The following is a 23,907-nucleotide window of genomic DNA, read 5'->3' on the forward strand; positions in this document are numbered from 1 at the left end:
GACGCCGAGCGGCCGGTGTGGCATGTGCCGGGGGCAGGGGAGGAACGCGGCACCCGGACGGCTTCCACGAGGGTTCGCGGCCCTTCATCCGCGAAGGGTGCCGTCCGGGCTGTCGCCTTCCAGGCGAATGTCGCTGCCCACGCCGTCATCACCGGACCGGTCACGAGCCAGACCGTCGCGGTCCGTCTCCGGATCGCCGAGGTCCGTCTCCGGGTCGTCCCGGTCCGGCTCACCGATCCACAGCGCGATCCGGTGTGCCTCGTCGGTGACGTAGTACCGGGCCCCGTCAAGTTCGGCCAGACCCTCCACGTTGTACAGCGGCGCCAGGTCCGCGACGGGTACGGCGGCGGTGCCGGCGGGCCGGCCCGGACCGACCGGCGGACGGAACCGTACGTGCCGGCAGGGCACGTCGCCGCCGGTCGGGTGGTCGTCGAGCAGCACCGACGCCTTGCCGAGCGCGTCGATCGAGCCGATCACCGCGTCGTACGTCCCGTCGTCCCGGGCGGAGAGTGCCCGGATCCCGGTGAGTTCGCCGGGTCGGGTCACCCCGGTCAACGCGTACGCCCCGACGACCCGGGGCCACCCCCGGGCGGTCCGGTCGAACATCGCCGGAACGTCCGCCACCTCGACGACGATCGGCTCACCTCCGGCGGTGACCGGGAAGCGGAGCCCGAGCAGCAGGGTGCCCGCCGGGGTGAAGGCCGCCCCCTCCACGTTGATCGGGAAGTCCTCGGCGGTGAGCCGACGCACCCAGGTCTTCGCCCGGGCGGTACCCCGGTCCACGGTGGCGGTGATGAACCGCTCCCGTACCCGGTCGCCGAGCGGCAGCGCACCGATGCCGGCCGCCAGGAGGGCGTCGTTGACCGCGCGGTGCAGCCGGAACCCGTTGCGCACCACCTGCAGGCGGGGCAGCCCGGTGATCGCCTCGGATTCCCGGAACCGGGCGACGAAGGCGCGGCGCGGTCGCAACGGTCCCCGTTTCGACCCGAAGTGCGAGCCGACCACGTAGATCCAGCCGCCGTCCCGGGCGAGCGCCTCGCCGTCGTCGGTCCGGCCGTTCTCCCCGCCCGCGTCCATCGGCAGGTGGTGGGTGGTCCACCCGCCGTCGTACCGCTCCAGCAGCAGGGCCAGGCAGCGTTCGACCGGCCCCTCGTCGAGCACGGTCCAGAAGCCCCGGCGCGCACCGTGCGCGGCGAGCAGCGCCGATGACCGTACCGGCAGCAGGTCGCTCGCCTCGTTGCCGGGCAGGGCGAGTTCGACCGTACGCAGGGGGCGTGCCATGCCGATCATGCTACGGAAGCTCGCCTAGGCTGGATCCGTGCTGGACTCCCTACACTCCGACGCGATCGCCCTGCTCAGCGGCTGGCAGCCGGTGACCCCGGCCGCGGCCGACGCCCGGGACCGGACCCTGAAGCTGCTCGCCGACGGGCCGGTCGCGATGACCCGGGCCCACCGTCGGGGGCACGTCACCGCCAGCACGCTGGTGGTGGACGCGACCGGTAGCCGGGTGTTGCTCTGCCTGCACGGCAAGTACCGACGGTGGGCGCAGCTCGGCGGCCACTGCGAGCCCGACGACCTGACCGTGGCCGGCGCGGCGCTGCGGGAGGCGACCGAGGAGTCCGGCATCACCGGGCTGCGGCTCGCCCCGGTCCCGATCGACCTGGACATCCACCCGGTTTCCTGCCAGGGCGGCTCGTTCCACCACGACATACGGTTCGCCGCGATCGCGCCGCCGGGGGCGGTGGCCCGGGTCAGCGCCGAGTCGCTGGAGCTCGGCTGGTTCGCCCCGGACGCGTTGCCCGGAGAGCTGCTCGACGCCACCGAGCAGTTGGTGGCACCGGCGCTGGTCGCGTTCGCGACCGCGACCGCGACCGCGACCGCGGACCGGCTCGGACCGGCGTCGCCGTCCCGGACCGGATAGCCGTCCGGGACGGTGCGGTCGCCGACCTCAGACCAGGTCCTCCTCGCCCCGCGCCTTGAGTTCGTCGACGAGCTTCTTCACGTCCTGGGCCCGGTCCCGTGGGCAGACCAGCAGCGCGTCCGGAGTGTCGACGACGATCAGGTCCCGTACGCCGAGGGTGGCGACCAACCGACCGGAGTGCGGTACGACCACCAGCCGCTCGCAGTCCCGCAGCAGCACCCCGGGCTTCGGCCCGCCCGTCTCGGCGCCCAGCACCACGTTGCCCGACCCGTCGGCGGTGAGCACCTCACCGAGGGTGTCGAAGTCGCCGACGTCGTTCCAGCCGAAGTCGCCCGGTACGGTGGCGACCCGGCCAGCCGCGGCGGCCCCCTCCATCACCGCGTAGTCGACCGAGATCTTGGGCAGGGTGGGCCAGATCCCGGTCAGCACGTCCTCCCGGTCCGGGGTGTCCCAGGCGTCGGCGATCGTGGTCAGCCCGGCGTGCAGTTCGGGCTGCTGCCGGGCCAGCTCGGCGAGGAAGACGTCGACCCGCCAGACGAACATGCTGGCGTTCCAGAGGTAGTGGCCGGAGCGGACGTACTCCCGGGCGACCTCGGCCGCCGGCTTCTCCTTGAACTCCTCGACCCGGCGCAGCGGGCCGCCGTCGATCAGCTCGCCGCACTGCAGGTAGCCGTACCCGGTCTCCGGTCGGGTCGGGGTGATCCCCACCGTCATCAGCAGGCCGCGCTCGGCGCCGGTGACCGCCTGCCGGACCGTCGACACCCAGGTCGCCGGGTCGCGGATCAGGTGGTCGGCGGCGAACGAGCCCATCACGGCCGTCGGCTCGCGGGTCGCGATCAACGCGGCGGCCAGCGCGATCGCCGCGCAGGAGTCCCGGGGCGAGGGCTCGACGAGGATGTTCTCCTCGGGCAACCCGGTCAGCTGCCGGGCGACGGCGGCCACGTGCGCGGCGCCGGTGACCACCATGGTCCGTTCCGGGGTGGTCAACGGGCCGAGCCGGTCCACGGTGGCCTGCAGCAGCGAGGCCTCGGTGCCGGTGAGCGCGTGCAGGAACTTGGGGTGCCCCGCGCGGGACAGCGGCCACAAACGGGTCCCACTGCCACCGGCCGGGATTACGGCGAAGAGCATCAGCACATCATGCCGGACGGGTGCGCCCGATCACCTTTCCATGTCATTGCCACAAGCAATCAATATGTCACTAAGCGTAGTTGGCCGTCGGGTCGGTGGCCGGTAAACCCGACCGCCGCCCCACCGGACCCTCCGCCCGGGTCAGGCCCGGGCCCGGCTCCACGCCGCCAGGTGCACCTCGGCGCTGGACTCCCAGGTGAACTCCTTGGCCCGGTCGAAGCCGGCCTTGGCGAGCGCGAGCCGACGCGCCTCGTCGTCCAGCAGCGCCCCGAGATCCGCGGCGATCTGCGCCGGGTCCTCGCTGGTGTACGCGACCGCGTCACCACCCACCTCGGGCAGTGACAGCCGGGGCGTGGTCAGCACCGGCGCCGCGCAGGCCATCGCCTCCAGGATCGGCAACCCGAAGCCCTCGCCGTACGACGGATAGGCGGCGACCAGCGCACCGCCGAGGAAGCCGGGCAGGTCGGCGTAGCGCAGGTAGCCGGGGCGCAGCAGCCGCAGGTGGGCCGGGACGTCCGCGACCGCCCGGTCGATCTCGTCGTCGTGCCCCTGACCACCGGCGAGCACCAGGACCGGCGGGTCCTCGCGGTCCTTCACCGCCAGCACCCAGCCCCGGATCAGGTTCGGCACGTTCTTGCGCGGCTCCTTCGACCCGAGGAACGCGACGTAGCTGTGCCCGCCCAGCCCGAGCCGGGCCCGGACCCGGGCCTTCTCCTCGTCGGTCGGGGCGTGGAAGGCCGCCGGGTCGACCCCGTGGTAGGCCACGTCGATCCGGGTCGGGTCGGCGTCGAGCAGCCGGATCAACTCGTCCCGGGTCGCCTTGCTCGGCACGATCACCCGGTCGGCGCGCCGCAGCGACGTCTTGATCGCGCTGCGGAAGAAGGTCCGCCGCGACTTGTCGTAGTGCTCCGGCTCGGTGAAGAAGGTCGCGTCGTGCACGGTCACCGTCACCGGACAACCCGCGCGCAGCGGGCAGGTGTAGAACGGCGAGTGCAGCACCTGCGCGCCGACCTGCTGGGCGAGCAGCGGCAGCCCGGTCTGCTCCCAGGCGAGCCGGGCCGGCCGGTGCGCCACCGCCGCCGGTGCGGCGAGCACCTCGGCAGCCGGCAACATCCGCGAGTACCGCTCGACATCGGTACGGAGCGCGACGACGGCCAGGTCCTGGCCGGACCCGGCGGCCCCGGCCAGGGCGCCGAGCAGGCCGTCAACGTATCTACCAACGCCACCCCGGTCGGCGGGGACGCTAGTGGCGTCAATGAGCACGCGGGGCGGACGACCGGCGGTCACGTGGCGACTCCTCGACTGACAGGTGCGGGAAACGGAACATCTGTGGGGAAGAACACTCACGCCAAGCCTACGCCGCACGGGCCCGGACGCGACGACGGCGACCCGTCGGGCAACTGTCTTTCCGGTGACTGTGATCTTCGATGACCGAGGGTGGAATCGCCGGTGACCGAAGGTCCTCCCCCGACGGGTCCGGCACCCCGCGCCGGCCGGGTGGGTATCGTCGCGGACGATGGCCGACAACCTGACCCGCATCCTCGCCGCCGCGGTCGGCGCCGACCCGACCCGGCCGCTACTCACCTGGTACGACGACAGCACCGGCGACCGCACCGAACTCTCCGGCGCGACGCTGGCCAACTGGGTCGCCAAGACCGCCAACCTGCTCGTCGACGCGGGTGGCCTCGGCCCCGGTGACCCGGTCGGCGTCCTGCTCCCGCCGCACTGGCAGACCGCCGCCGTACTGCTCGGCGCCTGGTCGGCCGGGGCCGAGGTGCACAGCGGGCCGGCCCGGCCGGTCGACGTGCTCTTCGCCGCCGCCGACCGGCTCGCCGACGCGGCGGACTGGTCGGCCGGTGACCGGTACGCCCTGGCGCTCGCTCCGCTCGCCGCCCCGCTGCGTCAGGTGCCGCCCGGGTACCTCGACTACGTGATCGAGGTACGCGGACACGGCGACCACTTCACGCCGTACCCGGACGGCGGGCCGCAGGACGCGGAACTGGCCGGGCGGGCGGCCCGGCGCGCGACGGAGCTGGGCCTCGACGCGGGCGCCCGGGTGCTGGTCGACGCGGCCCGCCACCCCGACCCGGTCGACTGGCTGCTCGCCCCGCTGGTCGCCGGGGCCAGTGTGGTGCTCTGCGGCCACCTCGACCCGGCCCGGCTACCCGACCGGATCAGGGCGGAGAAGGTCACCGTCGCGCTGACCTGACCGGGAACGGCGGCGTGGGACCGCCGCCCGGGCCGCTACCCGGCGACCGGCGCCCCGCCGGCGGCGTACCGCTGCCGGGCCAGGCGCTCGAACGCGACCAACGACTCCGGGTTGGCCAGCGCTCCGGTCGCGGCGGCGGAGTCCACCGGCGCACCGGTGAGGATCTTCTTCACCGGCACCTCCAGCTTCTTCGCCGACAGCGTCCGGGGCACCGCGCCCACCTGGTGGATCTCGTCCGGGATGTGCCGGGGCGACAGCGCGGTACGCAGCTCGCGGACGATCCGGCCGCGCAGCGTCCCGTCCAGCTCCAGTCCATCCCCGAGCACCACGAAGAGCAGCAGCTCACCGGCGCCGCCCTCGGCGTCCTCCAGATGCACCACCAGCGAGTCGGTCACCTCCGGCAGCCCCTCGACGACCGAGTAGAACTCGGCGGTGCCCAGCCGTACCCCGCCCCGGTTCAGGGTGGCGTCCGAGCGGCCGGTGATCACACAGCTGCCCCGACCGCTGACCGTGATCCAGTCCCCGTGCCGCCACACTCCCGGATAGACGTCGAAGTACGCCTCCCGGTACCGACGCCCGTCCGGGTCGTTCCAGAAGCCGACCGGCATGCTCGGCATCGGCGCGGTGATCACCAGCTCGCCGAGCTGGTCCAGCACCGGGGTGCCGTCCGCCGACCGGGCCTCCACCCTGGCCCCCAGGCAACGGCAGGCGATCTCGCCGGCCCGTACCGGCAGCAGCGGCACGCCGCCGACAAAACCGGTGCAGACGTCGGTGCCGCCGGAGAGCGAGTGCAGTTGCAGATCGGTGCCGACCTCGTCGTACACCCAACGGAAGCCCTCGGCCGGCAACGGCGCGCCGGTCGACGCGACCCCGCGCAGCGCGGAGAGGTCGGCCAGTTCCGCCGGACGCAGCCCGGCCTTACGGCAGGCCAGCAGGAACGGCGCCGAGGTGCCGAAGTAGGTGGTGCCGGTCTCCGCCGCGAGCCGCCACAGCGTGCCGAGATCCGGCTCGGCCGGCCGGCCCGGCTCGGCCCGGACCGCCGGGTTGCCGTCGAAGAGCACGATCGCCGCCCCGACCGCCGGCCCGGAGACCAGGTAGTTCCACATCATCCAGCCGGTGGTGGTGAACCACAGGAACCGGTCGCCGGGACCGAGGTCGTGGTGCAGGGCGAGCACCTTCAGATGCTCGAGCAGGATGCCGCCGTGCCCGTGCACGATCGGCTTCGGCAAGCCGGTGGTGCCCGAGGAGTAGAGCACGTAGAGCGGGTGGTCGAACGGCACCGCCGCGAACTCCAGCGGCTGGTCCGTCTCCGCCGTCAGCTCCGCCCAACTCAGCGTGCCCGCCGGCGGCGCGGCCTCCGGATCCAGGTACGGCAGCACCACCGTGTGCAGAACGGACGGCAACTCCGCCCGGAGTTGGGCCACCTCGGCGCGGCGGTCGATCGGCTTGTCGCCGTACCGGTAGCCGTCGACGGCGACCAGCACGGTCGGCTCGATCTGCCGCCAGCGGTCCAGCACGCTGCGGGTGCCGAACTCGGGCGCGCAGGAGGAGAAGATCGCGCCGAGGCTGGCGGTGGCCAGCATCAGCACCAGGGTCTCCGGGATGTTCGGGGCGTACGCCGCCACCCGGTCACCGGAGCCGACCCCGAGCCGGACCAGTCCGGCCCGGACCCGACGTACCTGCTCGCGCAGCTCGGCGGCGGTAAGGGTGACCGGCGCCCGGGTCTGGCTGTGCGCGATCACCATCGGCTCGTCGTCGCCGACGCCGGGCATCCGCAGCACGTGCTCGGCGTAGTTCAGCGTCGCCCCGGGGAACCAGCGGGCCCCGGGCATCCGGGCCCCGGCCAGCGTGGCGGTCGGCTCCGCGTACGCCCGGACCTCGAAGAAGTCCCAGATCGAACGCCAGAACGCGTCAAGATCGGTGACCGACCACAACCACAGGTCGGCGTAGTCGGCGAACTCGAGCCCCCGATGCGTACGCAACCAGCGCAGGTAGGCGCCGATCCGGGACCGGTCGCGCACGTCGGCCGGCGGCGTCCAGAGCACCTCACCATCCATGCCGAAGCTCCTCCCTCGGCCAGCACGCCGGTGTGCTGGGCCCGATCGCCATCCTGCCGTACCCGACCCGCAATTCTGCGATCCGGAGGGCGGTGGAGGACGCGTGCCCAGCCCACACGGACCCGCCCCGGATCATGTGGGCCCGACACCCTCCGGGGTGTCCGACTGGCGTCAGCCGGCGGCGGGGAAACCGTCGTCACCCCGGTGGGCCTGGATCGCCCGGCGACGGGCCAACCGGTGTTCCCGGCGGATCTCCGCCTCGCGGAACCGCCGCTTGTCCTCCGTGCTCTCCGGCAGCACCGGACGGACCGGAAGCGGACTACCGGCCGCGTCCACCCCGACGAAGACCAGGTACGCCGTGGCCACCTCGATCGGCGCCTCCTCGGCACTGTCCCAGCGCTCGGCGACGACCCGTACCCCGACCTCCATCGAGGTGTGGCCGGTCCAGTTGACCTGGGCGTGCGCGTGCACCAGGTCACCCACCCGGACCGGCTCGGCGAAGACGATCTCGTCGATCGCGGCGGTCACCGCCGTACCGCCGAAGTGTCGGGCCGCCGCCGCCCCGGCCACGTCGTCGACGAACTTCATCAGGACGCCGCCGTGCACCGTGCCGTAGAGGTTGACGTCGACCGCGGTCATGATCCGGCTCAGCGTCACCCGGGAGTACGAGGTGGGCTTGCCCGCCGGCGGCGGGACCGGGGTCGACGGGGCGGAGGTTTCGGTCATGTCGGCAACGGTACGGGTCTGTCCGCCGGCTCCGCCCCGTCGCGTGACGTCGGTTACCCGGTCTCCGGCAGGCCTCCGGTCACCCACCCCGGGCGCGGTGTCCGGAGGAAGACCCTGAGCTGCCGCATGCTCCGGCCCGATGCCCGGCCCGGACCGTCGCGGCGCCCACCCCGGTGGTCACCGAGCGATCCATGACGGTGACTGGCCGCAAGATCGGTGCGGGCCTCCGCGCCGCCGGCTGACCGATTCCGGCGGAAGCGGTACGGTGCGCGGATGCGACATCTCTGGAGCTTCCTCGCCGGAGTGGTGGCGGCACCGCTCAGCTGGGTTCTGATCGCACTGGGTCAGGACGGGTCGGCCCGCACCGTCACCCGTTGGGTGGAACTCGGCACGTACAACACGGCCAACCTGATCCAAGGAGCCGTGTACCTCGCGGTCGCGGGCGTCCTGCTCGGACTCCTCGGCACGCTGCGGGTCTCCCCACTCGGTCCGCTCGTCGCGGGGCTGCTGCTCGTCGCCCCGTACGTCGGGCTGTTCATCGACCCGTTCACCGTGCGGGACGCGGTGCCGACGAACTGGGAGGTGTTCGGCGACCCGATCCCGCTGGTCCAACTCCTGGACAACGGCACGATGTTCCTGATCGGAGCCCTGCTGCTGATGGCGACCTTCAGCGTCCAGCGGTGGCGGCGCTGGCCACGCCCGGTCGTCGCCGCTCCGCCCGCCCCCACGCCCGCCGCGGAGGAGCCGACGCTGACCGACTGGTCCGTGCTGACCAGTCCGGTCGAACACGACACCAGGCCGCCGACGCTGGGATACCCGGAGGCGGACACCGAGCCGCTGCCGCCGCTGCCGCGCCGGGAGGCCGGCGGGTCCGGCTCGCCGTGGTCGGCGCCGCCCCGGGCGAGCGCCAAACGGGACGACGCGACGGACCGGAATACGGCAAGCTGAGGGGCCTCCGGGCGGGCCGTTCCGTCGGCCCGCCCATCCGGTACGGCGACGCCGGGGTTGCCGCGTCGGACTAGGGTGCGATCAGGCGACCGACTGAGGAGGTTGTGGACGTGCGACACCTTGGATCGCTGCTCCTGGGGCTGATCAGCGTGCCACTGATATGGATGCTGAGCGCCTTCGGATCGTGGAAGCTCAACGGCGGACTGCTCGAGGAGAGTGCCGGAGACCGGTTCCTGGGCTTCCTGTGCCTGCTCGGCGTCGGCATCATCCTGGCCGCGATGCTGGTGCCCCGGATCTCACCGATCGGCCCGATCATCGCCGGCGGCTTCTACCTGCTGGTCAGCTTCTGGGCACTGGTCCACATCGAATCGCTCGCGAAGGTCATCCCGGACGATCTCGTCGGCCCGGCGGGGCTGATGAACGTACCGGTCGGCACGATTTCCATGCTGGTCGCCATCCCGCTGCTCGCCACGGCGGTGAGTCCGGACCGCTGGCGGGGTCGCGCCCGGTCGGCTCCCGCCGCCGGCTACCCCGGGGTGCCCGGTCAGCCCGGCCAGCCGACGTTCCCGCCCGGCCCGGCCGGTCAGCAGCCACCCGCCGGCCAGTTCCCGCCGGGGGGCCAGCCGCCGGCCGGCCAGTACCCGCCCGGCGCTCCCGCCGGTTATCCGCCGAACTTCGGCCCGTCGGCGCCGCCGAGCCACAGTCCGGCGGCCCCGCCGAACTTCCCCGCCAACTACGGTCCGGCCGCGCCGAACCCGCCGGCGGCCACCCCGTACCACGGTCAGGCCGGTCCCCCGGCTCCGGGTTCGGTACCCGGCCAGCCGGTGTCCGGCGCGCCCGGCTCGGCACCGCCGGTACCGACGCCCATGCCGCCGTCCTTCGCCCCGCCCGGGCCACGCCCGCCGACCTCGGCGCCTCCGGTGAGTTCCCCGGGTTTCGCGCCGCCGGCACCGCCCCGCTCGCCCGCGGACGAGACCACCCAGTTCGGCGGCCGTTCGGACGACGACGGTACGGAGGGGCCGACCCGCAAACTCGGCGACACCCGACCGTTCTGAGCCTCCACCCGTACCTGCCGCGACATCGGGGCGGTTCGGGGCGACACCAGCGCCACAGTCGACGCACCGTGGCACCGACCGACCGGCTGGCCGTACCGCCAGGACGATGAGGGCCCGGACACCGCAGCACGGTGTCCGGGCCGTCATGGTCAGGCCGGCATCGTCAGGCCGGCATCGTCAGGCCGTCGACGTGGGGACAGCGGCGTCAGGCGGTGTCTCGGTGATGGCCTCCCGGACGACCTCGAGGATCTCCTCGGAGAGCGGCGTCTGGCTGGTCGCCCGGGCGAGGGTCAGCGCGCCGACCATGGTCGCGAAGTCGACGATCGCCCGGCGGCGGGCCTGCTCCGGCGTACGGCCCGATGTCTCCTGGTACGTCGTGAGCCGCTCGAGGGTGGTCTGGAGCCCGGCCGCGTACGAGGTCCGCAGTGGGCTGTCCGCCGGCGACCGGGCGGCGTCGGTGGCGAGTGCGGTGTTGGCGCAGCCGATGCCCGGTGAGTCCCGGTGCTCGGTGGAGAGATAGCGCCGCGCCAGGTCGGCCTGGGCCGTCGACGGGTCGTCCGCCTCTTCGGCCAGTTCCACCAGCAGTGCCATGATCTCGTCGAACGCCGCGGTGGCGGCGATGCCGACGAGTTCCTCCTTTGAGCCGAAGTGCTTGTAGAAGCCGCCGTGGGTGAGTCCGGCGGCCGCCATGAGTTCCTGCACGGTCATCGCCGTGGCGCCGCGCTCGCGGAGCAGCTTCGACGTGGCGATTACCACCTCGGCACGGTGCTTCGCCGCGTCGGCCCGTGACGCCCTGCCCATCTCGATTCTCCCTCCGCCTCCGGTCACCCGGCGACCGCTGTCCCCGGGTTTCTCCATCGCCGTCCGCCCCGGTAACCCGATGGCCGAGATTTAGATTACACTCAGCCTCTAACTGGCGCCCAACCCCGGCGACCAGGGTTAGATTACAGACGTCATCCGCGATCTCGACAAGGCATCGATCGGACAACCAGCCCGAACGTCACATCCTCCACGCCCTCCAGGCAGCAAGGGAATGGCATGAAGATTCAGGACTCCGTCGTATTCGTCACCGGAGGCAGCCGCGGCATCGGTCGGGCCCTGGTCACCGAGGTGCTCGCCCGGGGCGCGGCCAAGGTGTACGCCACCGCACGTGACCCGAAGACGATCATCTCCGACCCCCGGGTCGTCCCGGTACGACTCGAGGTCACCGACCCCGCCTCGGTGGCCGCCGCCACCGCCGACGCCACGGACGTCAACCTCCTGGTCAACAACGCCGGCGTCACCCTCAACGCGGACCTGCTCAACGGCGACCTCGCCGAGGTCCGCCGGGAAATCGAGATCAACTTCTACGGACCACTCCAGGTGACCCGGGCGCTCGCCCCCCGCCTGATCGCCAATCGCGGCCACCTGCTCAACATCCACTCGGTGCTCTCCTGGTACGCGGCCCTCGGCGCCTACGCCCCGTCGAAGGCGGCGATGTGGGCGATGACCAACGTGCTGCGCCAGGAACTGCACCCGCAGGGGGTGGGCGTCACCGGCCTGCACGTCGGCTGGGTCGACACCGACATGGCGGACCAGTGGGCCCCGGCGGACGTGCCCCGGTCCAACCCCGCCGACGTGGCCCGACTGGCCATCGACGGTGTCGAGGCCGGCCAGCACGAGGTGCTCGCCGACGACTTCTCCCGGACCGTGAAGAGCGCGCTGGCCCAGGACATCGCCGTGCTCTATCCGCAGCTGGCCGGCGACGCCTGAGCGGCGGCGTGGGTCGAGGGCGTTGGACCGCCGGATCCTCGACCCACGCACCGCCGGCAACAACTAGGTCGGCGGCTCGATCCCCAGATTCCGCGCGACGTCGCGTACCTGCCGGGCCACCACCGTCGGCTCCGTTCCGGCGGACAGGGCTCGGATCGCGATGTTCAGGAGCTGCTGGAACCGCGGGTCACCCGCACCGAGCACACCCTGGTACGGACGGACGATCGCGTCGGCGGTCAGGAACAGGTTGTTCCGGGCCTGCAGCCCGGTCATCGGCTGTCCGGGCGGCTGCGCCGGCGGCACCTGCGGGGGCAACGGTGTCGCGGGCATCGGTGCCGGCCCGGCGTACTTGAGCAGGCCGGGAACGACCTCCACACCGAACCGGGCGCTCAGCCGCCGGGCCACGTTGTTGACCCAGCGGATGTTGTCCTCGGGGTTCAGGTCCGGCCGGACCTTACCGCTCATGTACCGGCCCGACTTGTCGTTCAGCTCCCACCGCTCGGTGCTGGGGTTCCACGCGATCTCGCCGCTCACCCGGGCCGACGACACCTCCGTCCCGCCCTCGCCGGCAAAATCCGCCGCGATCGTCGGGTGTCCCTTGCTGTTGAGCGACTCCTTCAGCTCCTCCAGCGTCAGCGTGAACGGCTCGCCGTTACGCGCCGCCGCCGCCCGCATCGAGTCGAAGAGTTGCTGCCACTCCGCGTCCTCCACCACCGTACGGATCTTCTCCGACCCGATCCGGATCTCACCGGCGGCGTCGACCGAGTAGTGCCACAAGGCGTCCTTGCGCTCCAGCAACTGCGGCCGGAAGTCACCGATCCGGTACCACAACGGGTTCAACCGCACCCGACCGTCGGCGTCCTGCTCTGCCGGCTTCACCTTCTTCGGCCCGGCGAGCGGACCGTACTCGTGGTCCAGATCGGTGCCCGGCGGCACGTCCCACGGCGCCGGCTCGGCCGACTCGCCCGGCAGCCCGGCGGCTCGCCTGCCGGGCGGGACCGGCGGCGGCTTCGGCAGGTCGGCGTGTTTCAGCAGTACGGGGTCCACCTCGACCCCAAGTCGGGCGCTCAGCCGCTCCGCCACGTTGCCGACCCACCGGGACAGGTCCGCCGGGTTCAGGTCCGGCCGGACCTTGTCACTCATGTACCGGCCCGACTTGTCGTTCACCTCCCACCGGCTGGTCTCCGGATTCCATCCGAACTCGCCGCTCACCCGCCCCGACAGCACCTCGGTCGTGCCGCCGCGGCCGAACCCCGCCGCGATCGTCGGATGCCCCTGGCCGTTGAGGGACTCCTTCAGCTCCGCCAGCGTCAGCGTGAACGGTTCACCGTTACGCGCCGCCGCCGCCCGCATCGAGTCGAAGAGTTTGTCCCACTCCGCGTCCTCCACCACCGTCAGGATCTCTTCGGAGCCGATCCGGATCTCGCCGTCGGCGTCGACCGAGTAGTGCCATCGCGCGTCCTTGCGCTCCAGCAACTGCGGCCGGAAGTCACCGATCCGGTACCACAACGGGTTCAACCGCAGCCGACCGTCGGCGTCCTGCTCTGCCGGCTTCACTTTCTTCGGCCCGGCGAGCGGACCGTACTCGTGGTCCAGATCGGTGCCCGGCGGCACGTCCCACGGCGCCGGCCCGGTCGACTCGACCGCCGGCCGGGAGTCGGTGGCCGGCTGCGGCACCTCCGGCGGAACGACCACGGGCGACGGACGGGTCGGGACCGACTCGGCGGGCCCCTCGTCGATCAGCACCGCGGCAGCCTGGTCCCGTCGTCCGAGGTACGAGGTGAGGTCGACCGGCAGGGTGTCGGTCGCCGACCGGGCGAACGCGTCGGCGTATCGCCGGATCCGCAACTGCCCTTCGGCGGGGCGCGACGACAGCGTCTCCGCGACGAGTGCGGGGTGCGGCGTCCGGGCCGTTGGCGTCCGGGCCGGTGGCGTCCGGGCCGGGGCCGACGGCCCGCTGCGCACCGCCGGGGCCGGATCGCCCGGGTCGTCCGCGTACTCCAGGTCGTCCGCGTACTCCAGGTCGTCCATGTCGGGGTTCTCGGGAATGCTGGAGAGCACCGGGATGGACGGCGGCGCCACCCGGTCGGCGACGGCCACGTGGTGTGCGTTGAACTCGTCGAGCCCCCGGTAGTGCTGCTGGGCCAACTCCCACCAGCGCCGCTCGGCCGCCTTACGCCGTTCGACCGCCTGCTGCCACCGGAGTCGGGTTCCGGCGTCGACCGACGAGCCGCTCGCCTCGGTGGCGACGATGGCGTACCGGGCGGCGTCCTCCGCCTCGCCCTCCTTGACAAAATCGCTCTCGGCCCTGGCCAGTTCGCTCTCGTGCCGGAGGATCTCCGCGAAGCGGTCGTTCGCGTCGTCGGGCGCACCGTAACCGTCCAGGCCCAGCACCCGGCGGGCATGCTCCGCCGACATGCGCAGCACGACCCGGACGTTCTGCCGGGCGGTGGAGGACACCTGCCGCTCGCCCCCGACCAGTTGTGGCAGCGTCACGTCCACCACGGGCTGACATTCGTACTCGATGGCGACCGACCGGCTCTCCGGCTTGACGTTGCCGAAGGCGGTCGCGGAATTGCCGCCGCCGACGGAGAGTTCCACGGTGTCACCGCCGACGGCACCGCTGTTGCCGGTCTCCAGCGGCTGGTACGCGTCGCCCATGTAGCCCCGGCCCAGCACCAGCCGCGGCGCGTGCTGCGACTGGCTGACCAGGTTGGACCCGCTACCGACCTCGTCGGTGTGCTGGGTCACGTGCTCGCGGTAGACCGACGAGTCGACGTCGGCCAGCCGCGCGGCGACCGGCACCAGGCCAACCCTGATCATCGCTTGTTGGAACAGCAGTTGGGCACTCGGCACCGGGGGCAGCACGAGCCCGTCCGCGGAGAGTGCGGCACCGGCGTTCGGCAACAGCAGCTCCGGGCTCAGGCTCTCGTGCACCTGGTGCGCGCCGACGTACCCCGGTTGCCGGAGCCGTCGGGCGGCGTCCGCCAGGGCCCCCTCGGTGGTCCGCTGGATCTCGACCGCCCCGGAGAGATCCTCGGGTACGAACCGTGGCGGCAGCAGGAGCCTGTGGTGGCTCTGCCAGCCCGGCTCCGGCCCGGGCCCGGCCGTCGGGTGGTACGGCACCGGCCGGCCGGGCCAGTTCGGGTCGGCTGGTGTCCTCCGGGCACGCAGGCCGGCGGCCCACCGGTCGACCCTGATGGCTTCCGGGGTCCGGACCGGGATCACGCCGCCCGGCACCGGCTCGCCCCGGTGGTAGATCCGCAGTTGGAACCGTGGGGTGAGGGCCAGTCTGGCCTTGACCCCACGACCGGAGCTGATGCCGGAGGTCCGTTGCTCCGACTCGGAGGTCGTGGTGTTCGAGGTGACGTTCACCAGGCTGTACTGGTAGCCGGGGCCGATCGCCGCCTGCTGGCCGTTCTCGTTGATCACGCCGGCGCCGGCCGCGCCGGCGAAGAGGCCGTCGCCCCGGGAGCGCCGGTCCAACCGCGTCTCCCCGATCACGCCCGTGGTCCGCAGGTCGATGTCGTTGTGGTCGGCGACAAAACGCTCGAAGCGTACGTCCCGGTCGGGGTCGAGCGTCGCCTCGATCCGGACGTCGTACTGCAGTTGCCGGAAGGTCTTCGGCAGGATGTGCATCAGCGACACGCCACCGTCGAAGAGGGAACCCAGTCTGCGCTGCAGGCCGTCGGACGACAACGCCCCGGCCGCGCGGCGACGGTTCAGCATCGGATCGTCGAGCCCGTTGCCGGTCAGCGAGTCCAGCAGCAGTCCCGCGATCCGGCGGCGCTCCTCCGCCGGATCGGTACGGTGGTCGCCGGACAACGCCCGCATGATCCGCCGCGACCACGGCTCCGGGCCGGCCCCTCGCGCCGTGTCCCGCAACGCCTCGACCACGGAGTCGAACAGCGTCGGCACGTGGTGGAGGGTCTGCAGGCCCAGTCCGGGTGACCGGTCGTCGGGCAGGCTCAGCCCGGTCTGCCGTACCTCCGGCGCGATCGGGTTGTCCCGGCGTACCGACGCCGAGTTTAGCAGTCCCGCCCTGATCGCCTGCTCCTCGGTGAGCCGCAGGTAGACCGCGTTCGTGATCACCGCACTGTGCCGGGTCGTCTTGTGGTGTTCCCAACCCGCCGGCTGGAACGGCGCCGGCACCAGCGACTTCGGCAACTCGGCCGGATTGGTCACCTCGGCGACCGCCGTCGCCCGGAGGTCGGCCACCACCAGGTACGTCCGCTTCCTGCCCTTACGGTTGTTGACGTTGCGTTCGATGCTGCCGCCGACCTTGGTACGTGTCCGGGTCAACCGCTGGTACGGCATCCACTGGTACCCGACCGTGCCGGTGCCGCTGCCACCGGACGGGTCCGTCCGTTCGGTGGGCTTGCGCAGGGTGAGGCTGAACTGCGCCCGGGCCATGATCTGCCGCACCCTGGTCCGGCTGTGCCAGACCTGGACGCCCCCGCTGGGGGCGTGTTCGGTGGTGATCTCGGACTGGTTCGGCACCAGCCGCGGGTTGACCAGCCGCCCGGCGAGCGCCACGTCGAGCCGGCCGCCGCCGGCCTCGGTGGTGATCGGTTCGAGTTCCCAGCGCTGCTCGGTCATCGCGGCCAGGTTCGCCTGCTGACGGTTGACGGAGAGGCCCTCGGTGAGGTCCGCCCAGACCGGCATGCCCTCGACCAGACCCGCGTCACCGCGTACCCCACCGAGCCGACGCTCGGACGCCCGCTGCACGGTGCCCTGCGGACCGTCCGCCGGTGTGCCGAACCGTGGCCGGGGCGCCGGCTCGGTGTACCGCTGGGTGTCCCGCACCGCGCGCCGGGCCAGGTCGAGCACCAGCTTCGCCCCCGGCATCGACTCGACGTAGTCCCACGCCTCGACAGCCCGCTCGGGGCCGGTCCGGCCGCTCGGCGGGCGGTCGACGAAGTCCCGTACGGTGCTCAGGTCGGTGGCCGTCCGCCGGGCCAGTGCCCGCACCTCGTGGTCCCGCGCCTGCACCGGTCGGTCGACGACGGTGTCCGGGACGGCGCTCCCGGCGTAGAGGACGTCCACCGACCGTCGCTGGCTGATCCGGTACCGGGGGATCCGTTTGTGCGCCACCTCCACGGTCCGCCGGCTGAACCCGCCGCCGGGGACCGGCCGGATCGCGGTGATCCGCCGGCCGACGCCGAAGAACCACGAGCCGACCGCCCGGCCCAGTCCCACCTTGTACGAGTACACCCGGACCGTCAGTTCGAGGTCGCCACGGAACCGCTCCGAGTCGGGCGTACCGCCGTGCAGCGCGGTGCGCTGTCCGCTGACGTCCACCCCGCCCTGCCGCGCCCACCGGCCCTGTACCTCGACCGCCCCGCCCGGGCTGAGGCTGACGTTCAACGCCTGTCCCGGATGTCGGTCGATGAAGCCGCCCTCGACGGCCACCGCGGCCCGCAGTTCACTGCCGGCCGCCGTCCGGTCCTGCCCACCCGAGGCCTGGTAGTTGCGGACCGCGACGTTCTTCTCCGGGCCGACGTAGCCGGGCGCGGTCGGATGTTCGGCGGTCACGTGGATCACGACGTGCCGGGTCTGGAACAGACTCCGCCGGGTCAGCTTGACCGCCACCCCGCCGCCCAGCAGCGTGGAGTAGTTCTGCCGCAGCGCCGACGGGGAGAGCGCGTAGTCGAGTTCCGCCTGGTTGCGCTGCCGCTCACTGGCCGAGCTGACGAAGAACATCCGCCTGGGGACGTGGGCGTCCCGGCTACGGGGCAGGAAGCCGCCGCCGATCCGGCGGACCAGGTCCCGGGTCTGGGTGTGCAGTGACTGGAACTGGCTCATGCCGTACGGCATGGCGTGTCCGCCCGACCGGGCGAACGGTGGGGCCGGCCGGGCCGTGGGACTGCTGTCCACCGTGCCCGTGCCGGCACCACCGGCCGACGTCGACGCGGTGGCCGACGGTGTGGTCGGGGCGGTGGTCGACGGCGCCCCGCGCAGCAGTTGTTCGGCCTTGTCGGTGGGGATCCGGGTCAGCACCGTCAGGTCGAGGACCACCGGACGGACGGCCGACCGGAACGGCTGCTGGAACGCGTTCACCCGGGCCGTCGGATCGATGGTCACCCGGAACCGCACCTTGCTGAGGACGTTCTTCACGTCCTTGAACTCGGTGCCCGTCCGGGAGGTCGCGGTCTGCCGGACGCTGGTCGTGGCGTTGCGCCGGAACAGCGCGCTGAGCCGCAGCTGTACGTAGGCCATCCCCCATCCCCAGCGGATCGGTACGACGCTACCGCCTCCACCGACGCTGCTGGTGTGCTGCTCACGCCCGCTCCAGCTCACGCCAGGCTGCCACCGGAACGACGACTTCGCGACGTCGGCGATCACCTCCATGCCGGTGACCTCGGAACTCATCCCCAGCATGACCGCCTGCCGGCGGGACGGGCTGACCACCAGCGGCGAGTGCACCGTCGACTCCAGACTCGGCAGCAGTTGCCCGAGCAGACTCGGCTCGCTGAGCAGCCCGCGCAACTGCTCCCGGCTGAGCGAACCGGCGTCGACGGTGCCGGTACGCCTGAACCGGCCGATGATCGACTCGACCAACGAGTTCCAGGACCGGACCGGGGTCGCCGTGCCGTCCACCACCTCCCAGGCGTCGAGCAGACGTACCACGCTGGCGTTCTCCGCCACCAACGCGTTGTCGAACGCGCCCGTCCTGACGTGCCCACCGGGCCGCTGCCTCGCGGTGGCGATGTCGTCGGACACCCGGAACCCGATCTCGGCGGTGACCTGGTTCCGCAGCGGCGGGTACGTCACCGGCGGCGCTCCGGTGCGGGCCGGTTCGTACGCCGGCGGCGTCACCGGCGGGTCGGCGCCGATCCCGCGCGCCGTGACGGTGAACCGCACCTGGGAGAGCAGCAGGTGCGAGACGCCACCGCTGCGCACGTTGTGCGAGTCGAAGAGGTTGACGCTGGACTCGCTCGTCTCGGCGGCCTGGGCCACGGCGATGTCGATGCTGGCCCCGCCACCCGGCCCGAACCTGCCCGCGGCGGCCCCGCCGACGCCGACCATCAGGCTGTCGCCGGCGGTCTCGGTGTCCCGCACCGTGGTGTTGACATCGTTGCGGGTGTCGTACTTCGCCTTGTCCGGCTTCTGGTCCAGTCGCCGCTGCCCCTGTTCCAGCCTGGTCGGGGCGACGGTGACGGAGTGCCACCTGCCGAACCCGTCGCGTACGTCGAAGGTTCGACCGCCGGTGGTGAAAAAGGACTGGAGATCCTGGCGCAGCGCCGCCTCGATCGCGGAGGTGTCGACGTTGATCCGCTCCCGGTTGCGCCGGTCGAGGCGTCCGAACCTCGGGCGGGTCCGGGCCCGTACCTCCTGTTCCACCACGGTTCGCAGGTCGGTGACGAGCTGTTCCGGGTCGGTGGCGCCGTCCGCCTCGTACACCAGCTCCGGATGTTGCTGGTAGAGGCCGAGCTCCTGGGCGGGGTCCGGTGGTGGGCCCGACGGCGGCCCGCCCGATCGTGACGGAGCCGGGCCCGGCTTGACCGGACCGGTTCCCGCCCCCTCCCTCACCGGCGTCTCGGCGAACCTGACCTGGCGCTGACGCGGTGGCGGCGCGGCGGACGTCCGAGAGGTGCGCGTCCGGGTTTCCGGCTGCTTCCGCTCCGGAACGACCCGCGTTCCTGACTCCGGAACGACCCGACTGCCTGACTCCGGGCCCGACGGCATCTGCTTGGCCGGACCCGACCTGACCGGACCCGGGCTCTGCGGACCCGGCTTCGACGGCATCCCCCTCGACGGACCCGGGCTCGACGGCACCGAACCGATCCCGTCGAAGCGGCGCCGCAGCGGTGCACCGTGCCGGGCTGTTCCCCCGCCCGGGTCGATCTCGTCGTTGACGACGTCGAAACCCTCGCCGCCCTGCCCCCCGGGCACGAACAGCAACCAGGACCGACCACTTGCCGAGACGACCTCCCCGGGGTGGTCCGGCAGCCCGACGCCCACCTGGTCCGGTGGCGCCAGTACGTCCCGACCGGTCGCGTCCGCGAGCCGCTGCGCGAGCCCGCCGGGCAGACTGCCGCTGCCACAGGCGACGAGCGTCAGATCCACGTCGGGCGGTGCCAGGTCCCGCACGATGTCGGCAAGCTGCGACCCGTCCAGTTGCACCTCGCGAACGATGCCCTCCGGCGTCCGGACCGGCACGGTGACGAACCGGCCGACGCTCGCGGTGTTGCCGTCACCACGTACCAGGATCGGGAAACCCGAGCCCGGCGGCAGCACGTCGGTCTCCGGCAACTGTGCCGACAGGTCGGGCGTGAGCAGCATCAGGCCGGGCCGACCGCCGGGGATCCTCCGCACCAGCAGTTCGGCACCGTCGACCCGCCACCGGCCCCCCGACTTCAGCACCGACGTCGCGGACGGCGTCACCGTGTCGTCGTCGCCGTCCAGCCAGACACCCCGGCGGCTCTCGGCGGGACCGGACGGCACCGGACGGGCACCCGGTAACGGTGTACCGCCGGTCGGGCGTACTCCGGACCAGCCGGCCGAAGCCCGGGCCGCCCGCCGGGCCGCCCGGCTGAGCGGGAGTCGGGCGCCGTGGCCGATCCGTCGTTGACGGATCGACGGTCCGCTGGTGGAGCCGCCGGTCCAGCCGCGATTCGCCGGCGGGTCCGACGCCCGGCCCGGTGCACCGGCGGGGCTGGCGGTCGGCGCGGCACCAGGCCGCGCCGCCGGGTCCGGCTGGTCGGGCCGCGCCGCCGGGGCAGCCTGGTCCGACCGCGCCGCCTCCGGCCTCCGGCCGGGGGTCGGGTCACCGGCCCCGAGCTCCGGAGTGCGCCGTACCGGCGCCGGCCCCGACGGCAGGTCCGACGCGGCGTGTGCGGATGGCCCGCTCCGACTGTCGGTGCGCGTCGGCTCCGCCAACCCCACCCGGGGTACGACGTCCGAGCGGCCGATCCTCGTCTGTGTGGCGGCCGGGTCCACGGCGGTCGTACCGGCACCACCGGCAGCGGCCATCGACGTCACGCCGGCGGTCGTACCGGTGCCAACGGCGGTCGACGTCACGCCGGCGGGGCCCGGCCCGCCGAGGTTCGAGGTGACAGCGGAGTTCAGCGGCGGCACCGGCTCGGACGGCGTGACATCGGAGACCGAGGCAGGGACCGGCGGCGGGGGCGTGGCACCAACCCACACGCCATCCGCCACGGCACCGGGGTCCGGCGGCGTCACCGTCCCAGCCGGAGTCGGGACCGTCGACGGGGAGATCACCGACGGCGTGGGCCCCGGGTCCGCCGCGTCGGGTCGCTCCGCCGTGGGAGTCGACCCCGAAGCCGGCGGAGCCGACCCGGAACCTGGCGCGGTCGACCCGGAAGCCGGCGGCGGCGCCCCGGTGAGCGGCGCAGATCCCTGGGACGGCGCAGACCCCTCCGGGACCGGCGACGTCGGCTCGGGACCCGGGCCCGGTCCGGACGGTGAGCCGCCTGTCACCGGGTTCCTGCTCCCCTGGGTGCCGGGGACATCCGAGGGGAGAACGACGGCGTCCCCGGGCCCGGCCGGCTGGTCCGACCGGTCGGGGTCCACGTCGACCCCGGCTCCGACGCCGGAGCCGGACCCGACGCCGGAAGGCAGATTCGGGATTCGGGTCGGTCCGCCGCCGGCCGGCGAGGCGGGGCCGTTCGTCGAGTTGCCCGTACCGCCGCCGGAGACGTCGGGCCCGCCCGAGACGTCCTGCTCACCCGGAGTCGACGGTTGTCCGGGAGACGCCGCCGGTGGCTGGCCGGCCGTCGAGGGTGGGGAACCGTCCGCCGGGTCGGACCGGGTCACGTCCTCCCCGTCGCCGTTCCCGCTGTCGTTGCGGTGCCGCAGGGTGTAGCCGATCGCCGTGCCTGTGCTCTCGGCCAGGGCGGAGAGCCCGCCCGAAACGGCGGTCACCGGGATGGTGCCGACGTTCCACTCGCCCTCGGTCATCAGTCCGTACGTGCCCTCGGTGATCACCTCGGCGGTGGCCTCGTGCGCCACGTCGCTGGTGAACCCGGACAGGGTGGGCTTGTCGGGGGCGCGGTAGAACATGCCCCCGCCGCCGACGTCCGTGACGTCGTCGCCAGCGTTCCGGGCGGCACCGCCGGCGACGTTACCCGTGCCGTTGTCCGCCGTGTTCCGGACGACACCCGTACCCCCGAGGCCGCCGGCCACGTCGATCACCTCGTCGGCGGCGCCCCGGAACAGGTTGCGGGCGCCCTTGGCCAGGTTTCCGATCCCGTTCCCGGCGGGGCCGAGCAGCATGCTGACCGCCCCGCCCAGGGAGCCGACCGCAGCCGCGTCGCCGGTCAGCTTGGTGTCGATCCCGTCGCGGTGTCCCTGTTGGATCTGCAGGGCCTGCACGATCAGGTCCATCAGGACCTGCATGCCGATGCCGACGACCTGGCCGAGTACCACCGCCATGATCAGCTTGGCCAGCCACAGTTTGATGCCGAGCCGAGCGACGAACAGCCGCTCCGCGAGCAACTCCAGCACGTTGGGAAAGAACCACGCGATGGCCAACGCGACCGCGATCTCGACCATCAGCTCGACCAACGTCGCGATGATCATGAGTTTGGTGTACTCGACCTGGGTGGCCGTGTCCTCGAGGCCCTCCCCCAACCGTCGTACGTACTTGCCGGCGAGGCTGAGGTAACCGGGCTCGCGGATGAACTCCTGCATGGCGTCGACGAACGCCCGCTCGGAGTCCCCCTGTACGCCCTCCCGAATGCTGTTGACCGCGCTCACCAGCATCGGCAACACCTCGTCGATGCCGTCCGCGGTCTCCCGGTGCACCACACCCAGGTTGCGCAGCTTGTCCTCGTTGGTGCCGGGGAACTCCTCGCCGGCGAGCCACCGCAGGAAGCTGGCCAGATCGTCGGACACCTCGATGGCCATGACTACCGCCACCTCCGCCGGGCCGGCCGCGACAAGGAGGACAGCTCACCGCAACGAGGGAACAGGCACCTTTCGGCGGGTTAACCCGAGGAAAACTGGCGCTGAAGAACTCGTTCACCCTGTTCAGGGGCGCGCGTCGGGGCGTACCCGTCCGGCCCGCCGTGGTTGTCGAGGCGGATTCGTGCTGGCGCCCACGCCTCGGGCGACCTCCAGGTGGCGCCGACTCAGTTGTCGGCGGCGCCGCCGGCGGCCACCTCGTCCGGTGCGACGTGCCCCAGGGCGCTCACCAGCGGACCGAGCGCCTCGCACTCGTCCTGGCAGGCGACACAGCCGGTGAGGTGGCCCTCGAAGGCGACCACGGCGTCCGGGGCGAGCGCACCCATCAGGTACGGCCCACAATCTGCGCAGAGAGCGTCGTCGCCCTCGCCGTCCTCGATCATCAGCGCGTCGGACCTACTCGGTGACATCGCCCGCGATGGGCGACTGGTCGGGGTGAGCCCACCTCGCCCCGGTGACGTGCCCGCAGCGTACCCGTTCTTCACCAGGTGGCGCGGCGCACACCCGCCGACGTCAGTCCAGGTCCGTGGGTCCGATCGCGGCCCGGAGGGCCCGAAGCGCGTAGTGCGCCCGGGACTTGACGGTCCCCTCGGGTATGCCGAGCCGGGCGGCGGCCTCGTCGGTCGAGCGGCCCTGGAAGTACAACTCGTTGAGCACCGCCCGATGGGCGGCGCTCAACTTCGGCAACGCCCGCCGGACCGTCTGCTCGGCCACCACACACTCCACCAGGTCACTGCGTCCCGGGATCCCGGTCAGGTCGATCACCCCGACCTCGGTGGGTCGCGCCTGTCGGGCGCGGGCCGCGTCGATGGCGATCCGTCTGGCGACGATGAAAAGCCACCGGCGGACCGACTCACCCTCGGCGGGTAAGCGGTCGAGATGCCGCCACGCCTGCAGCATTGTCTCCTGGAGCAGATCTTCGGCAAGGTGTTGTTCACCCCACGTTAACCGAAGCAGGAATCGATAGAGCGGCTCGGCGTGTTCGACGTGCAACTGACGCATTCGCGCCTGCGCTCCCGCAGTATCGACCGGTCCCGCGCCATCGGTTCCGGTTCGGGTCTCCTGGACCGTATCGCAGGGGTTGGCCAGTGCAAACACCGAGTCGCCCTTTCACCGGATCGCCGTGACTGTCTGGCACGCGCCACCCTCCGGCCTTGTGAACCGGCTGCGGCTCCGATGAGC

At 72.6% G+C, this 23,907-nt stretch carries 13 protein-coding genes and 1 pseudogene; 5 read left to right on the forward strand and 9 right to left on the reverse strand.

Going from position 1 to position 23,907, the window contains the following annotated elements:
* Window positions 1-231: 231 nt before the first annotated feature.
* Window positions 232-1,281, reverse strand: a pseudogene (locus ABGB05_RS01080) (hypothetical protein); the annotation flags it as partial.
* Window positions 1,282-1,318: 37 nt separating this feature from the next.
* Between ABGB05_RS01080 and ABGB05_RS01085 the strand changes: the two are divergent.
* Entirely contained in the window at window positions 1,319-1,921 is a 603-nt protein-coding gene (locus ABGB05_RS01085; RefSeq protein ID WP_347651171.1) for an NUDIX hydrolase, read from the forward strand.
* Between the two features lie 27 nt (window positions 1,922-1,948).
* Here the strand turns inward: ABGB05_RS01085 and ABGB05_RS01090 are convergent, their stop codons facing one another.
* Complete coding sequence (locus ABGB05_RS01090; RefSeq protein ID WP_347651172.1) at window positions 1,949-3,049, reverse strand: sugar phosphate nucleotidyltransferase; 1,101 nt, start codon at window positions 3,047-3,049, stop codon at window positions 1,949-1,951.
* Window positions 3,050-3,190: 141 nt separating this feature from the next.
* Window positions 3,191-4,336: a glycosyltransferase family 1 protein gene (locus ABGB05_RS01095; RefSeq protein ID WP_347651173.1), complete on the reverse strand. Its 1,146-nt coding sequence runs from the start codon at window positions 4,334-4,336 to the stop codon at window positions 3,191-3,193.
* A 229-nt stretch (window positions 4,337-4,565) separates the two neighbouring features.
* Between ABGB05_RS01095 and ABGB05_RS01100 the strand changes: the two genes are divergently transcribed.
* Complete coding sequence (locus ABGB05_RS01100; protein WP_347651174.1) at window positions 4,566-5,258, forward strand: TIGR03089 family protein; 693 nt, start codon at window positions 4,566-4,568, stop codon at window positions 5,256-5,258.
* 35 nt (window positions 5,259-5,293) lie between these two features.
* Here the strand turns inward: ABGB05_RS01100 and ABGB05_RS01105 are convergent, their stop codons facing one another.
* Window positions 5,294-7,315, reverse strand: a complete 2,022-nt coding sequence (locus ABGB05_RS01105; protein ID WP_347651175.1) for an acetoacetate--CoA ligase — start codon at window positions 7,313-7,315, stop codon at window positions 5,294-5,296.
* Window positions 7,316-7,486: 171 nt separating this feature from the next.
* Window positions 7,487-8,041, reverse strand: a complete 555-nt coding sequence (locus ABGB05_RS01110) for an acyl-CoA thioesterase (RefSeq protein ID WP_347651176.1) — start codon at window positions 8,039-8,041, stop codon at window positions 7,487-7,489.
* 273 nt (window positions 8,042-8,314) lie between these two features.
* Here ABGB05_RS01110 and ABGB05_RS01115 point away from each other — a divergent pair, with 273 nt between their 5' ends.
* Window positions 8,315-8,989 (forward strand): hypothetical protein, encoded by a 675-nt coding sequence (locus ABGB05_RS01115; protein ID WP_347651177.1) that lies wholly within the window; start codon window positions 8,315-8,317, stop codon window positions 8,987-8,989.
* A gap of 110 nt (window positions 8,990-9,099) precedes the next feature.
* A complete protein-coding gene (locus ABGB05_RS01120; RefSeq protein WP_347651178.1) occupies window positions 9,100-10,044 on the forward strand; it encodes a hypothetical protein in 945 nt (314 codons plus the stop codon).
* A gap of 177 nt (window positions 10,045-10,221) precedes the next feature.
* On the opposite strand, the gene ABGB05_RS01125 is transcribed toward ABGB05_RS01120, so the two are convergent.
* The gene (locus ABGB05_RS01125; protein ID WP_347651179.1) at window positions 10,222-10,845 is read right to left on the reverse strand and encodes a TetR/AcrR family transcriptional regulator; all 624 of its coding nucleotides are present in this window, start codon (window positions 10,843-10,845) and stop codon (window positions 10,222-10,224) included.
* Window positions 10,846-11,082: 237 nt separating this feature from the next.
* On the opposite strand from ABGB05_RS01125, the gene ABGB05_RS01130 reads away from it, so the two are divergent.
* Window positions 11,083-11,796, forward strand: coding sequence for an SDR family oxidoreductase (locus ABGB05_RS01130; RefSeq protein WP_347651180.1), 714 nt, complete (start codon window positions 11,083-11,085; stop codon window positions 11,794-11,796).
* A 63-nt stretch (window positions 11,797-11,859) separates the two neighbouring features.
* Here ABGB05_RS01130 and ABGB05_RS01135 read toward each other — a convergent pair whose 3' ends face one another.
* The 3 genes from ABGB05_RS01135 to ABGB05_RS01145 all read right to left on the reverse strand — a co-directional run bounded on the left by ABGB05_RS01135 (window position 11,860) and on the right by ABGB05_RS01145 (window position 23,727).
* A complete protein-coding gene (locus tag ABGB05_RS01135; protein ID WP_347651181.1) occupies window positions 11,860-22,668 on the reverse strand; it encodes a hypothetical protein in 10,809 nt (3,602 codons plus the stop codon).
* A 224-nt stretch (window positions 22,669-22,892) separates the two neighbouring features.
* Window positions 22,893-23,135 (reverse strand): hypothetical protein, encoded by a 243-nt coding sequence (locus tag ABGB05_RS01140; RefSeq protein WP_347651182.1) that lies wholly within the window; start codon window positions 23,133-23,135, stop codon window positions 22,893-22,895.
* Window positions 23,136-23,238: 103 nt separating this feature from the next.
* Window positions 23,239-23,727, reverse strand: coding sequence for a sigma-70 family RNA polymerase sigma factor (locus ABGB05_RS01145; protein WP_347651183.1), 489 nt, complete (start codon window positions 23,725-23,727; stop codon window positions 23,239-23,241).
* Between the last annotated feature and the right edge of the window lie 180 nt (window positions 23,728-23,907).

Origin of the sequence: Plantactinospora sp. B5E13 (genome assembly GCF_039871775.1) — a bacterium.
Classification (GTDB): domain Bacteria; phylum Actinomycetota; class Actinomycetes; order Mycobacteriales; family Micromonosporaceae; genus Plantactinospora.